Consider the following 14,206-nt stretch of genomic DNA (forward strand, 5'->3'; position numbering starts at 1 on the left):
CGAGGGCATATCGCGTCGTCCGCATCGCTGGCAAGCCAGCTCCCACAGGTATTGCGTGTATCAGGAACCGATGTAGGCGGTTTTCACCACGGTGTAGAACTCTTGTGCATAGCGCCCTTGCTCACGTGAGCCATAGGATGAACCCTTACGGCCACCGAACGGAACGTGGTAATCGACACCGGCGGTCGGCAGGTTGACCATCACCATCCCGGCCTGCGAATGGCGCTTGAAGTGGTTGGCGTACTTCAGCGACGTGGTGGCAATACCGGCCGACAGACCGAACTCGGTGTCGTTGGCCATCGCCAGCGCCGCCTCGTAATCGGCCACGCGAACGACGTTGGCCACCGGGCCGAAGATCTCTTCACGGCTGATGCGCATCGACGCTTCGCTGTCGGCAAACAGCGTTGGCGCGAGGAAGTAGCCTTCGGTGTCGCAGGTCACCAGACCACCGCCGCTGACCAGACGTGCACCCTCGCTCTGGCCGATGTCGATGTACTTCATGTCCTGTTCAAGCTGCGCCTGGGAAACCACCGGACCGATGTCGGTGCCGGATTTCAGCGCGTGGCCGACCTTGATCGACTGCATGCGCTCGGCCATGGCCTCGACGAATTTGTCGTGAATCCCGGCGGTGACGATCAGGCGGCTCGACGCCGTGCAACGCTGGCCGGTGGAATAGAACGCGCTCTGCACCGAGAGCTCGACCGCTTGTTTGAGGTCGGCGTCGTCGAGAATGATCTGCGGGTTCTTGCCGCCCATTTCCAGCTGCACCTTGGCTTGACGCGAAACGCAGTTGACGGCGATCTGCCGACCCACGCCCACCGAACCGGTGAAGCTGATGCCATCGACTTTCGGGCTGTTGACCAGCGCTTCGCCGACCACTCGACCGCTGCCCATCACCAGGTTGAACACGCCGGCCGGGAAGCCCGCACGGGAGATGATTTCCGCCAGCGCCCAGGCACAACCCGGCACCAGATCCGCAGGTTTCAGCACCACGCAGTTGCCGTAGGCCAATGCCGGAGCAATCTTCCATGCCGGGATCGCAATCGGGAAGTTCCACGGGGTGATCAGACCGACCACGCCGAGGGCTTCGCGGGTCACTTCAACGTTGACGCCCGGGCGCACCGACGGCACGTAATCGCCGGACAGACGCAGGCATTCACCGGCGAAGAATTTAAAGATGTTGCCGGCGCGGGTCACTTCGCCGATGGCCTCGGGCAGGGTCTTGCCCTCCTCCCGGGCCAGCAGGGTGCCGAGTTCTTCGCGACGGGCGAGGATTTCCGTGCCGACTTTATCCAGAGCATCGTGACGGGCCTGAATGCCCGAAGTCGACCACGCCGGGAACGCGGCGCGGGCCGCATCGATGGCGGCGTGAACCTGAGTCAGGTCAGCCTTGGCGTAATCGCCGATGGTATCGCTCAACTCGGACGGATTGATGTTCGCCGAGTAGTCGGCACCGGCGACCCATTCACCGTTGATGTAGTTGTCGTAACGCTTGGAATCAGCCACAGAAAATTCTCCTCTCTACGCAAAAGCCGCTGATTGCTCAGCGGCCTTGTGGGTCGGTGTTTATTGCGCGCCTTGCTTGTCGATCAGCGCAGCGAGCATTTCGTACTCTTCGCCGGTCAGGTCGGTCAGCGGTGCGCGCACCGGGCCTGCGTCATAGCCGGCAATTTTTGCCCCGGCCTTGACGATGCTCACGGCGTAACCGGCCTTGCGGTTGCGGATGTCGAGGTACGGCAGGAAGAAGTCGTCGATGATCTTGCCGACGGTGGCGTGATCTTCGCGAGCAATCGCGTGGTAGAAATCCATCGCGGTTTTCGGGATGAAGTTGAACACCGCCGACGAGTAAACCGGCACGCCCAAAGCCTTATAGGCAGCGGCGTAGACTTCGGCGGTCGGCAGACCACCCAGATAGCTGAAGCGATCACCGAGGCGGCGACGGATCGACACCATCAGCTCGATATCGCCCAGACCGTCCTTGTAGCCGATCAGGTTCGGGCAGCGCTCGGCCAGACGTTCCAGCAGTGGCGCGGTCAGGCGGCAGACGTTGCGGTTGTAGACCACCACGCCGATGTTCACCGATTTGCACACCGCTTCAACGTGGGCGGCGACGCCGTCCTGGCTGGCTTCGGTCAGGTAGTGCGGCAGCAGCAACAGGCCTTTGGCGCCCAGACGCTCGGCTTCCTGGGCGTACTCGATGGCTTGGCGGGTCGAGCCGCCGACACCGGCCAGAATCGGCACGCTGGTGGCGCAGGTATCGACCGCGGTCTTGATGATTTCCGAGTATTCGCTGGCTGCCAGGGAGAAGAACTCACCGGTGCCGCCGGCGGCGAACAGTGCCGACGCGCCGTACGGGGCCAGCCATTCCAGACGTTTGATGTAGCCAGCGCGGTTGAAATCGCCCTGGGCATTGAAATCGGTGACCGGGAACGACAGCAGACCGGCGGAGAGGATGGACTTCAGTTCTTGTGGATTCATTTTTCGAACACCCTGGGTAGCAACATTTTTTTGTGAGTTTTATGGTTCAGCCAGCGCTGAAGTTGTAGGTCATCGTACAACTTAAAAGATAACCGTCAACTGCATTTCATCGTTGCCCCGCACTTTTTGTCGGACAAGATTCCTTCTTGACGTAGGAAAAATCTGGTCTAGGCTCGATTTAACTGTATATACATACAGCTAAAAATAAATCCACCGACGACATATCAAGGAGCCAGAAATGTCCGGACTGCATGCAAAACCACAGGAAAGACCCACACTGGTCATCGCCCGATTCGAAGATCTTTTCACTGTAAACGGCATCCACTTCAGCACCGACAATCCGCGTCTGCTGCTGCACATCGCCGACGCCCACAGCGATGTCGAATCGGCCATCGCCCTCCCCGGCAAAGCGTTGAACATTCGACCGCCACTGCGCTTTGAAGGCGCTGAACACACGGCCATCGGCGACAACACCCTGCTGCGCTTCAGCGAAACCGCCGAACCGATCCGCGCGCAAACCAAGCCCTTGCACTTGCCCAATGGCCTCGCACTGACCTACGGCCAGGTGGTGGCGCTGGCTGGAGATTTCTACGGCGTGGTCGATCGACCGATCAACGAAGGCGCGACCCCGGCTGATCGCCTGAACCGTTTCAATGCCGCCTTCGACTCTCTCGCCGTGCTGCCGGCCTCCCGCGCCGAGGCCACACAGATTCTCGCGGTCATGCAAAAAGAGATCGACGCGGTTAAGCAGGCGATCAAGGACGGCAAAGCACCGCACGAAGCCTACGACGCGCTCGGAGATACGTTGTCCGAAGAGTGGAACAAGATCACCGGCGGCGGCAGTTTTGTCTCCGCGCTGTTCCCGCTTGGGCGTTATCTGAAACTGGCGGCGAACAACGCCGACCACTTCGGCGAATGGGCCAGACTGGCCTACATCGCCGGCCACACCGCCGCCCTGCAAACCGCAGTCGCGGCCCGCGCCACTCACGATGAACAACGATTGGAACGGGCCTACGCGATGAACGCGTTTGCCGACCACTTCCTCACTGACCTGTTCTCTGCCGGCCATCTGCGGGTGCCGCGCAAGGAGATGGCGGCGGTGGTCACGCCGAGCGATCTCGGCTCGCTGGTGACCCGTTTCATGCACGACGAGGACAGCAAATTCGGCCTCAAAGTGCGCAACGCCCATGGCGATCAATGGCGCGCCTACGGCGACAAACGCTACTTCGACGCCAGCGATGCGGACAACCGCACCCAGGTCAATCTGGCGGTGCAGGCCTCGGCGGATGAAGTCTTCGCTGCTTACCTCAGCGGCAACGTGCCCGCCCCTTCGACATTTGCCGCGCTGCAACGCCTGCCGGATCTGACGGCGGTGCTGAATCTTTCGAATAACTTCGCGCCGCTGTTCCGCGTCGAAGGCGGCAAGGTGCTGCGGCGCAAAGATGTGAACAACCTCAACGACACCGCCACCGTCGACGACTGGTGGGGCTGGAGCACGTACCTGCTGCTCAAGGATTACCACCCGACGGGCAACGTCAATTAAGGAGAATGAGCATGACGATCAGATTGAAACTGGAATTGGCATCGGGGCAGTCGCTGCAAGGTGCACCGCTGGAGTTGCTGGCAGATGGCAAGCCAATTGCGCGGGGGGTTGTGGATCAATCAGGCGAGGTGGCGTTTGCTGCCAAGCCGGGTAAAGCGAAACTGGCGGTGAGGGTGGATCGCTCGATATTGCCGCGCTGAAGTCAGCGGCCCATTCGCGAGCAAGCCCGCTCCCACATTGGAATGCATTTCAAGTGTGGGAACGGGTTTGCTCGCGAAAGCGCTTTGTCGTTGCATGAATCAGCGGCTTACCGTTCGTCGAGACTGGTATTTCTTACAGGTGCTTTGCTTTCGTGATCAAGACATTAATCAGGTCGTGCCGATATCGGCCTGGACGACCAAAAGGATCTTGAACATGAAAGACAAAAGCTTCGCTGTAACAATGCTGCCGGCTCCTTCGCTTAAAGAAGCGGTCAATGGGGTGCTCTACGTTCATAACCTGATTGATTCCGCCCATGGGGAAGTGCGCGAGCTTCCAAACGCAGCCTCTGGGGACACGATCAAACTGACAGTGAGTAACTCGGACGGCTCCCTGGAATGGGATACAGAGACCGTACTGACTGATATCACCGTCGGAAAGCCGATTGTATTGCCAATCCCGAAAGCGACGTTTGAAAAAATGCTCAATGCTGAAACGAACGCCGTATTGCAGTACTCCCTCGAAAGTGGGGGCAACCAAAAGCTTTCAATGCAACTGTCAGTCGAGCTTAAAGACTGATTCAACCTCACCCCTGCGCCTGCGCCTCTTCATGGGCCTGGCGCAGTCTTTCGCGGCTGTTGGTCAAATGCAGGCGCATTGCCGCTCGCGCCGCATCGGAATCCTGACGGGCAATCGCATCGTAGATTTCCTCGTGCTCGCGGCTCAGGCGGTTCATGTAGTGCTGCTGATCATCATGGGCCAGGCGCGCCGAATTCAGCCGCGTACGCGGAATGATGCTGGTGCCCAGGTGGGTCATGATGTCGGTGAAGTAGCGGTTGCCGGTGGACAGGGCGATTTCCAGGTGGAAAGCGAAGTCCGAGGCCACCGCATCGCTGGCGTGGGCCACGCTGTCGTTCAGCGCATCGAGGGCGGCGCGCATGGTCGCCAGTTGTTCGGGACTGCGGCGTTGCGCGGCGAGGCCGGCGGACTCCACTTCCAGGCTGATGCGCAATTCGAGAATCGCCAGCACGTCACGCAGGGTGACGACCGTGGCCGGGTCGATGCGAAAACCGCTGGGGCTCGGCGTGTCGAGCACGAAGGTGCCGATGCCGTGGCGGGTTTCCACCTGGCCGGCGGCCTGCAAACGGGAGATCGCCTCGCGCACCACGGTGCGGCTGACGCCGTGCTCCTGCATGATCGCCGACTCGGTGGGCAATTTGTCGCCGCGCTTGAGCAGACCGTCGCGGATCTGCTCGGTCAGCACCGTCACCAGCTCCTGAGCCAGGCTGCGGCGCTTGCGTGGGAGGCGTGGAGTGTCGATCGGGTTTTCCATGGTCAACGTCTGGTCTCGAAAATTCGGCTTGGTGGGCATCATAGCGCAGGCGGGTTGTACGATCACATCCCGCCTCACAATACCCCATGTGGGAGCGGGCTTGCTCGCGAAGGCGGTGTGTCAGGCAACCGATTTGTCGACTGAAGAGACGCCTTCGCGAGCAAGCCCACTCCCACAGGGGGTTGTGGTGATCAAGCGGTCACGGCCTGCTCCACCAGATGCCCGCTGTCGATCCGCACATGTCTAGGGTGGAAACGCTTCAGGCTGCTGCGATGGCCGACGCTGACGATGCTCAGGCCCGGCAACTGATCGATCAGCGCCTGATACAACGTTGCCTCATCCTCTTCATCCATCGCCGACGTCGCTTCGTCCATGTACAGCCATTGCGGTGCATAAAGCATGGCGCGGGCGAAAGCCAGGCGTTGCTGCTCACCCGGCGACAGCATGCGCTGCCAGTGATTGGCTTCGTCCAGACGCGCAACCAGATGCGGCAACCGGCAGATTTCCAGCACCTGCGCGTAACGTTCTGGCGCGTAGGTATCGCCCGGTTGTGGATAACTCAAGGCCTCGCGCAAGGTGCCGATCGGCAGATACGGTTTCTGCGGCAGGAACAGGTAGCGCGCCGCTGGCAGCCGGATGTTGCCGTGGCCCGCCGGCCACAGATGCCCCATCGCTCGCAGCAACGTCGACTTGCCGCTGCCGGATCGGCCGCTGAGCATCACCCGCTCGCCCGGCTCCACCGTCATGTCGGCATTGGTCAGCAGGTGACGACCATCAGCCAAGTCCAGGCCGAGATTGTGCACTTTGAGTTCGCTGCCCTGATTCTGCACATCGATGGCCGGGGTGCGCTGTTCGTTATCGGTCATGGCCTGACGGAAACTCAGCAGACGATCACAGGTGGCACGCCAGGACGCGAGGCTCTGATACGCACTGATAAACCAGCTGAAACTCTCCTGGACGTTGCCGAATGCCGAGCTGATCTGCATCAGCTCACCCAGTTCGATCTTGCCGGCGAGGTAACGCGGCGACGCAACGATAAACGGGAAAATGATCGCAGCCTGGCTGTAACCGGCAGTGAAAAATGTCAGGCGCTTGGACACTTTCATGATGTCCCAGAAGTTATGCCAGACCATGCCGAAACGGTTGCTCAAGCGACGGTTCTCATTCGGTTCGCCGTTGTACAACGCGATGCTCTCGGCATTTTCACGAATCCGCACCATGGAAAAACGCAGGTCGGCTTCGAAGCGTTGTTGTTGGTTGTTCAGGCCGATCAAGCGACGACCGATCAAATGCGTCAGCCAGCTGCCCACCACGGCGTATACCAGCACGCACCAGAACATGTAGCCGGGAATGGTGATGCCATAGACTTCGATGCTGCCCGACACGCCCCACAAAATGATCGAGAACGACACCAGGCTGACGATATTGCGCAGCAGGCCGATCCCCAGTTCAAGGGTGTTGGAGGTGAAGTTATTGAGGTCTTCGGAAATCCGCTGGTCCGGGTTATCGGTGTAACCGCCCTGCTCCAGCTGGTAGTAATTCTTGTCGGCAAGCCAACGGGAAAAATGCTTTTCGGTGAGCCAGGCCCGCCAGCGAATCGTCAGCATCTGGGTCAGATACAGCCGGTACACGGCACCGACAATCGCCACCGCCGCAATGCCGCAGAAATACAGAATCAAGCGCCAGAACGCCGCCTCATCCTTCTTTTGCAGCGCGTTGTAGAAATCCTTGTACCAGGTGTTGAACCACACCGAGATGCCCACGCTCAGCAGCGAGAGCGCGATCACCGCGATCAGCAGCGTCCAGGCCTTGCCCTTCTCTTCACTGCGCCAGTAAGGCGTGATGATCGCCCACACCTTGCGAAAAAACTGCCCGCGCACAGCATCGTTGACCGCGGAATATTCAGCGTTCTGATTCATGAAAAAGGCTCGATAAAGAAAAGAACAGATACGCACCGATCATAGATGATCGGTGCGTTTTATCGCCAGAGTGGGACTGGCTCATTCAGGGATTGTTCAGATTCATGGGGGTTTCAGTATCGCCGCGAGCGCACGTACCGTTCATCGGGACTGTCAGAGTTGACAGTAGAGGGGGGCGATTCAGGCTGATCAACTGGGCTGGCCTCCTGCAAGGAATTCGCTGTGAATCAGGAGAGCAGGTTACCCCTCTGACAACGAAAGGAATTGGTCATGAACAAAGTAGAAAACCCGCTTAATGCTCCAACCAGCGATTCGATCAAGAATGGCAAACTGTCTATCAGTGAGGTGAGTGATTTGGGGATTACAGTCAAATTCAGTTCCGATAACCCCAAGGTTGATATCCATCTTGCCTGGATCGGATATGCCTCCGAAAAGAAATCCGAGCAGAAAGGCAGTAAAAACAACGAGCTCATTCTCCCGGTATCAAAAGCTACCGTGGAAAGCTGGCTAAGGCAGGATCTCTACGCGCAATGCGAAGCGACTCTGGGTGGAAAAAAATACTCATCGCCAAAAATGTTCTTCACGGTCGTAGCTTGAACCCAGGCGCTACCCGAATGCAGGGTAGCGCCTGTTTCATTCAGTCCAGCTCATTTGGCCAGCAAACCTTTCAACGACGAACCGGGCGCTTCTGCAGTTTGCGCTGCAGGGTGCGGCGGTGCATGCCCAAGGCACGGGCAGTGGCGGAGATGTTGCCTTCGTGTTCGGTCAGCACGCGCTGGATGTGCTCCCATTGCAGACGGTCAACCGACATCGGGTTTTCCGGCACCAGGCTGTCGAGGTCGGCGTGCTCGGAGAGCAGCGCGGCCAGTACGTCATCGGCGTCGGCCGGTTTGCACAGGTAGTTGCAGGCGCCGCGCTTGATCGCTTCGACCGCGGTGGCAATGCTCGAATAACCGGTGAGGATCACCACGCGCATTTCCGGGTCCAGCTCCAGCAGCTTGGGCAGCAGCACCAGGCCGGAGTCGCCGTCCATTTTCAGGTCCAGCGCGGCGTAGTCCGGCAGGTCGGCCTGGGCGATGGTCAGGCCTTCTTCGGCGGAGCCTGCGGTGCTGACGCGAAAGCCACGACGAGCCATGGCACGGGCCATTACTCGGGTGAACGTTGCGTCGTCGTCGACCAGCAGCAAATGCGGCAGTTCTTCGCCTTCGACTTGGATTTCGTCACTCATGTTGGTCTCCTCGGGCGCCGTGGGGCAGGCGCAGCTCGGTGAGCGTGCCGCCTTCCTCATGACTATAGAGTTTCACTGAGCCGCCGGCGCGTGTCACGCTGGCCTTGCTCAAAAACAGGCCCAGGCCGAAACCTTTGCCCTTGGTGGTAAAAAACGGTTTGCCGATCTGCTCGGCGATGGCCAGCGGCACACCGGCGCCGTGGTCACGAATGCTGATGGTCACGGTTTCCGCATCCCAGTCCAGCGTCACCTGAAGGTTTTCCGGGCAGGCGTCGGCGGCGTTGTTCAGCAGATTGAGCAGCGCCTGGGTCAGGTCCGGCGGCGGTGCCATGCGCGGCACGGTGCCTTGGCCGAGACGCTGGAAGCGATAACTGGCTTCCGGACGCATCAGGTGCCAGCGGTTCAGCGCTTCGTCGAGCCATTGGGTGACGTCCTGCATCTCCACGGCCATACGGCGGTTGGCTTCGGCGGCACGCACCAGTTGCTGCAGGGTTTCTTTGCAGAGTTTGACCTGATCCTGCAGCACCTTCAGATCGTCTTGCAGCATCGCGTCGGGGTGATCCTGCTGCATCTCCTTGAGCAGTACGCTCATGGTCGCCAGCGGCGTGCCGAGTTCATGCGCGGCGCCGGCCGCCTGAGTGGCGACGGCGAGCAATTGCTGATCGCGCAAGCCTTCTTCACGACGAATCGCCCGCAACTCTTCCTGACGACGCAGCTCTTCCGCCATGCGCGCAGCGAAAAACGTGATGACCGCAGCGGCCAGCGCGAAGCTCAGCCACATGCCGTAGATCTGCAGGTTCTCGCGGGCCACCGGCAGGGTTTCCAGCGGATAGAAACGCGTGAGCATCACGGTGTACAGCGCCAGCGCGATACCCGACAGAATCACCGAATAACGCCACGGCAGCGTCACCGCCGCGATGGTCAGCGGCACCAGGTAGTAGGAAACGAACGGGTTGGTCGAACCGCCGGAAAAATACAGCAGCGCACTGTGGATCACCAGATCGCAGGCCAGTTGCAGGGCGTATTCGAGCTCGGTCACCGGCCATGAAGTGCGCAGGCGCACGGCGGTGAACACGCACAGCAGAATCGAGCAGCCGAGGGTCATCGCCAGTTGCACCCACGGCAACGGCAGCAGTTGCAGCCAGTAGGCCAGGCCTACAGAACCGGCCTGCGCGGCGAGCACCAGGGTGCGAATGAAGGTCAGCCGCCAGAGGTTCTGGCGAGTGGCGGAAGTCAGTTGTACGGGGGCGAGCATGAGCTCTCCTGATGAGCGCTCCAGGCGGATCGCACGGAGTATAACCAAGCCGCGCCTTTGAGAGGCGAAAGTGCGGCAAATGACCACATGGCGAAAACATTTTCGGAGGCTATAAGGGCGCCTTCGCGAGCAGGCTCGCTCCCACAGAGGAATGCATTTCAAAAGTGGGAGCGAGCCTGCTCGCGAATGGCCGCGCAGCGGCCCGCTGCATCTGTATAGAAGTTGTAACTGGGCGAACCGGATCGCAGAAGCTAGAGTCTGATGGTTTCACGCAGGGACGAACCAACACCTGCGCATTATTCAAGGAGCCTTCATGCACACCTTTCGCCGCAGCGCCGCCCTTCTCGCCCTGACCGTCGGCAGCATCGCCAGCCTTCCGGCGCTGGCCGCCGATGAGCTGCACTACAACCAGATTTCCCTGCGCGCCGAAGTCAGCCAGGAAGTGGCCCGCGACCTGATGATCGTGACGCTCTACACCGAAGCGCAAAACACCGACCCGGCCAAACTCGCCGCGGACGTCAGCACCACCATGAACAAGGCACTGGCCCAGGCCAAGCAAGTCAAAGACATCACCCTGCGCCAGGGCAGCCGCAACAGCTACCCGATCTACGACACCAAGGGCCAGAAAATCACCGGTTGGCGTGAACGCGCCGAACTGCGCCTGGAAAGCGCCGACTTCGCCGCCCTGTCCAAACTCACCGGCGAACTGCTGACCGACCTGAAAATGGGCGGCATGGACTTCGCCATCGCCGAGCCGACCCGCAAGGCTAGCGAGGACAAGTTGCTGAAAGAAGCCGTCAACGCCTTCAAGGCCCGCGCTCAACTGGCCACCGATGCACTGGGCGGCAAGGGCTACAAAATCGTCAACCTGAACCTCAACAGCAACGGCTACCCACAACCGTACATGCGCGCCCCGATGATGATGAAAGCCGCCGGCATGGCGGATTCGGCACCGGTCACGCCAGAAGTTGAAGCCGGCACCAGCCAGGTCAGCCTGACCGCCGATGGCTCGATTGAAGTGCTGATGCAGTGAATTGATGTGGGCTGAATGAGAAACCGGCGATCAGTGAATGATCGCCGGTTTTTTTGTGCCTGGATTTTGTGGTGAATGTTCCGCCGCCATCGCGAGCAGGCTCACTCCTACAATTTGGAATGCGTTCCCTGTAGGAGTGAGCCTGCTCGCGATGAACGATAACGCGGTCTCAGGTCTGCGGATCCACCCGATCCAGCGCCCGATTCACCGCCAACTCGGCCAGCATGATGATCTGCTGAATCGCCAGCGCCGTATTGCGCTGCGGGCGACTGAGCTGATCGGCGAAATCGCTGGCCATGATGTTGGCCGAGGCCAGGGACTCGCAGGCGTGGGCCAGCAGACTTTCCGTGTCGATGCCCGGATGGACGAGGAACATCGAACTGGGCGGACGCGGTTTTGTGGCTTCGGGGCTGAGGTAGAAGTCGAGGGCGCGCTTGATCGCTTCGCGGTTTTTCGCGAGGTCTTCGGCGTGGAGGGCTTCGGTGAGTGGGGTTGTTTCTGGGGGTGGATCGGGGACAGGCTTGGACATTGATAGCGTTCCTAATCAAAAGCCATTCACTCGCCGTTTCTCACGCGGCGGAGTGGTGGCAGCAATGTGCGGGGTGAGAAACCGGTAGGAACAAGCCCGGCCGGACCGAAGCCCGCCCGCACACAGCCGCCATAGAACATTGCAGCAGCAGAAATGCTGGCGGCAATTATGGTGGTACTGATTGTGGATTAACAGTTCCTGCGGGTTCTCACACCCGATCGCTGAATCTTCAGCGACAGTTCAAGGCTAGAGAGCTGACGTCCGAGGGACAACCTGAAAACCTTGTGGGAAGGTTCTGGTTATTTGAAACGACTTTAAACAAACCAATTTTATCAGGTGACTGGACGGGCCTCTTCGCGAGCAAGCCCGCTCCCACAGTGGATGGCGTGCAGACCGTTAGAGATTGGTCGGCTGTCAGGCCGCCATCACTTAGCCAGTCGCCGCACCCGCTTTTCACCACTCACACGATGAGCGTTAGCTCGAGTACCGCTTTTGATCTTGATCCACAGGCGACGTCGGAAGGCTGAGTGGAGGGATTGATCCGGGGGTGGGAGCGCAGCGACCGTTTGGCGCAGCCAAACACAGCGAGAGGAGGTGCAGCGAAGCAAACCGGAGGCGCTGCGCCCGGATCGATCCCGCAGCGAAGGAACCCCGAGCCCCAGCGAGCGGGCCGAACGCAGGAGCAAGCCTTTTTGGTTACTTTTTCGGCGTCTGGAAAAAGTGACCCGCCGTAAGGGCGGAACCCCAAGCCGCCGTTACCGCAGCAACGGATATGCACCCAAAAGCCCCAGATATACCGAGATAGACACCCCAACAAGAAAAACGATATTTCCGAACACACCCAAATCCCCGCTAACCTGAAAAAACAACCACCTCCAAATCCCGGGGACTCCATGGAAAGATTCACCCTAAAACCACTACTAATCACCCTCGCACTAACCGCCATAGCCCCGATCGCCAACGCCGCCACAACCCTGGTCTACTGCTCCGAAGCCAGCCCGGCAGGCTTCGACCCCAGCCAATACACCAGCGGCACCGACTTCGACGCCTCCGCCGAAACCGTCTTCAACCGCCTCACCCAATTCCAGCGCGGCGGCACCGACATCGAACCCGGCCTGGCGACAAAATGGGACGTCTCCAGCGACGGCCTGCAATACACCTTCCACCTACGGCAAGGCGTGAAATTCCACACAACGGAATATTTCACCCCGACCCGCGACTTCAACGCCGACGACGTACTGTTCACCTTCCAGCGCCTGCTCGACCCCGACAACGCCTTTCGCAAGGCCTACCCCGCCGAGTCCCCGTACTTCACCGACATGGGCCTGAACACCACGATCAAATCGGTGGAAAAACTCGACGACAACACCGTGCGCTTCAACCTCAACAACGTCGACGCCGCGTTTGTGCAAAACCTCGCCATGAGCTTCGCCTCGGTGCAATCGGCCGAATACGCCGCGCAACTGCTAAAGGAAGGCAAAGCCGCCGACCTCAACCAAAAACCGGTGGGCACCGGCCCGTTCGTATTCAAGCGCTACCAGAAAGATTCGCAGATCCGCTACGCCGCCAACCCGGCCTACTGGAAACCTGAAGACGTGAAGATCGACAACCTGATCTTCTCGATCACCCCCGACGCCGCCGTACGCCTGCAGAAACTCAAGGCCGGCGAATGCCAGGTCAGCGGCTACCCGCGCCCGGCCGACATCGAAGTGATGCAACAAGACCCGAACCTGCGCGTGCTCAAGCAGCCCGGTTTCAACCTCGGCTTCCTTGCCTACAACACCACTCACCCGCCATTGGACCAGCTCAAGGTCCGTCAGGCACTGGACATGGCCATCGACAAACCGGCAATCATCAAAGCGGTTTACCAGAGTGCCGGCCAACTGGCGCAGAACGCCTTGCCGCCGGCGCAATGGTCGTATGACCCGAACATCAAGGACGCGCCGTACGACCCGGTGAAGGCCAAGGCGCTACTCAAGGAAGCCGGGGTTGCGCCGGGTACCACCATCAACCTGTGGGCAATGACGGTGCAGCGCGCCTCAAACCCGAATGCACGCATGTCGGCGCAGATGATCCAGCAGGATTGGGAGAAAATCGGCATCAAGGCCAACATCGTCAGCTACGAATGGGGCGAGTACATCAAGCGTGCGAAAAATGGCGAACACGACGCGATGATCTATGGTTGGACAGGTGACAACGGCGACCCGGACAACTGGCTCGGCGTGCTCTACAGCTGCGCCGCGGTCAAGGGCAGCAACTACGCCAAGTGGTGCGACCCGGCCTACGACAAACTGGTGCAGCAGGCCAAGGTGACCACCGACAAGGCGCAACGGGTAAAACTGTATCAACAGGCGCAACTGATCCTTAAACAGCAGGTGCCGATCACCCCGATCGCCAACTCCACGGTGTTCCAGCCGCTGCGCAAGGAAGTGACCGACTTCAAGATCAGTCCGTTTGGCCTTACGCCCTTTTACGGCGTGGGTATAAATAAGTAACACCGAGCCCCAATGCGGCGCGCACAACGTGACCGGCGCACCGTTTTGGGGCTTCGTTTGCACCGTAAAATCCACCCGCAAACGGTCAAATGCGTCAAAAGTTATACAGATGCGACATTAAGGTACGTACGTGCCACCGTTTAACGCTCGCTCACACTCTGGATCTTGCATTGGGTATGGCCCCTGCATAAGTAT

General features: G+C 59.8%; 13 protein-coding genes. 6 read left to right on the top strand and 7 right to left on the bottom strand.

What is annotated here, in order from left to right; translation table 11 throughout:
* Positions 1-60: 60 nt before the first annotated feature.
* Both CRO59_RS26840 and kdgD read right to left on the bottom strand, forming a co-directional pair.
* The gene (locus CRO59_RS26840) at positions 61-1,506 is read right to left on the bottom strand and encodes an aldehyde dehydrogenase family protein (protein WP_096795340.1); all 1,446 of its coding nucleotides are present in this window, start codon (positions 1,504-1,506) and stop codon (positions 61-63) included.
* A gap of 60 nt (positions 1,507-1,566) precedes the next feature.
* Positions 1,567-2,478 (bottom strand): 5-dehydro-4-deoxyglucarate dehydratase, encoded by a 912-nt coding sequence (gene kdgD / locus CRO59_RS26845; protein WP_007981458.1) that lies wholly within the window; start codon positions 2,476-2,478, stop codon positions 1,567-1,569.
* Between the two features lie 238 nt (positions 2,479-2,716).
* On the opposite strand from kdgD, the gene CRO59_RS26850 reads away from it, so the two are divergent.
* From CRO59_RS26850 to CRO59_RS26860, 3 genes are all read left to right on the top strand, one after another.
* Positions 2,717-4,021, top strand: coding sequence for a phospholipase (locus tag CRO59_RS26850; protein WP_097090384.1), 1,305 nt, complete (start codon positions 2,717-2,719; stop codon positions 4,019-4,021).
* Between the two features lie 11 nt (positions 4,022-4,032).
* Complete coding sequence (locus CRO59_RS26855) at positions 4,033-4,221, top strand: hypothetical protein (RefSeq protein ID WP_027610825.1); 189 nt, start codon at positions 4,033-4,035, stop codon at positions 4,219-4,221.
* A gap of 214 nt (positions 4,222-4,435) precedes the next feature.
* Positions 4,436-4,798 carry a hypothetical protein gene (locus tag CRO59_RS26860; RefSeq protein WP_049827807.1) on the top strand — a complete coding sequence of 121 codons (363 nt, stop codon included), beginning with the start codon at positions 4,436-4,438 and terminating at the stop codon, positions 4,796-4,798.
* A 7-nt stretch (positions 4,799-4,805) separates the two neighbouring features.
* Here the strand turns inward: CRO59_RS26860 and CRO59_RS26865 are convergent, their stop codons facing one another.
* Together CRO59_RS26865 and CRO59_RS26875 are read right to left on the bottom strand one after the other, a co-directional pair.
* Entirely contained in the window at positions 4,806-5,552 is a 747-nt protein-coding gene (locus CRO59_RS26865; RefSeq protein ID WP_177325602.1) for a FadR/GntR family transcriptional regulator, read from the bottom strand.
* A gap of 191 nt (positions 5,553-5,743) precedes the next feature.
* Positions 5,744-7,471 (bottom strand): ABC transporter ATP-binding protein/permease, encoded by a 1,728-nt coding sequence (locus tag CRO59_RS26875; RefSeq protein ID WP_027610822.1) that lies wholly within the window; start codon positions 7,469-7,471, stop codon positions 5,744-5,746.
* A 270-nt stretch (positions 7,472-7,741) separates the two neighbouring features.
* Here CRO59_RS26875 and CRO59_RS26880 point away from each other — a divergent pair, with 270 nt between their 5' ends.
* Positions 7,742-8,068, top strand: a complete 327-nt coding sequence (locus CRO59_RS26880; RefSeq protein WP_097090383.1) for a hypothetical protein — start codon at positions 7,742-7,744, stop codon at positions 8,066-8,068.
* 70 nt (positions 8,069-8,138) lie between these two features.
* Here the strand turns inward: CRO59_RS26880 and CRO59_RS26885 are convergent, their stop codons facing one another.
* Both CRO59_RS26885 and CRO59_RS26890 read right to left on the bottom strand, forming a co-directional pair.
* Positions 8,139-8,699, bottom strand: coding sequence for a response regulator transcription factor (locus tag CRO59_RS26885; protein ID WP_003221630.1), 561 nt, complete (start codon positions 8,697-8,699; stop codon positions 8,139-8,141).
* On the bottom strand, positions 8,692-9,954 hold the full coding sequence (locus tag CRO59_RS26890) for an ATP-binding protein (RefSeq protein WP_027610820.1): 1,263 nt from the start codon (positions 9,952-9,954) through the stop codon (positions 8,692-8,694). The genes CRO59_RS26885 and CRO59_RS26890 overlap by 8 nt, the downstream gene beginning before the upstream one ends.
* Before the next feature lie 313 nt (positions 9,955-10,267).
* Between CRO59_RS26890 and CRO59_RS26895 the strand changes: the two genes are divergently transcribed.
* Positions 10,268-10,987 (top strand): SIMPL domain-containing protein, encoded by a 720-nt coding sequence (locus CRO59_RS26895; protein ID WP_097090382.1) that lies wholly within the window; start codon positions 10,268-10,270, stop codon positions 10,985-10,987.
* A 169-nt stretch (positions 10,988-11,156) separates the two neighbouring features.
* On the opposite strand, the gene CRO59_RS26900 is transcribed toward CRO59_RS26895, so the two are convergent.
* Positions 11,157-11,516 (bottom strand): DUF6124 family protein, encoded by a 360-nt coding sequence (locus CRO59_RS26900; protein WP_097090381.1) that lies wholly within the window; start codon positions 11,514-11,516, stop codon positions 11,157-11,159.
* Between the two features lie 893 nt (positions 11,517-12,409).
* Here CRO59_RS26900 and CRO59_RS26905 point away from each other — a divergent pair.
* Positions 12,410-14,011, top strand: coding sequence for an ABC transporter substrate-binding protein (locus CRO59_RS26905; protein WP_097090380.1), 1,602 nt, complete (start codon positions 12,410-12,412; stop codon positions 14,009-14,011).
* Positions 14,012-14,206 lie beyond the last annotated feature (195 nt).

This window comes from Pseudomonas sp. LAMO17WK12:I5, from assembly GCF_900215165.1.
GTDB classification, from domain to species: domain Bacteria; phylum Pseudomonadota; class Gammaproteobacteria; order Pseudomonadales; family Pseudomonadaceae; genus Aquipseudomonas; species Aquipseudomonas putida_A.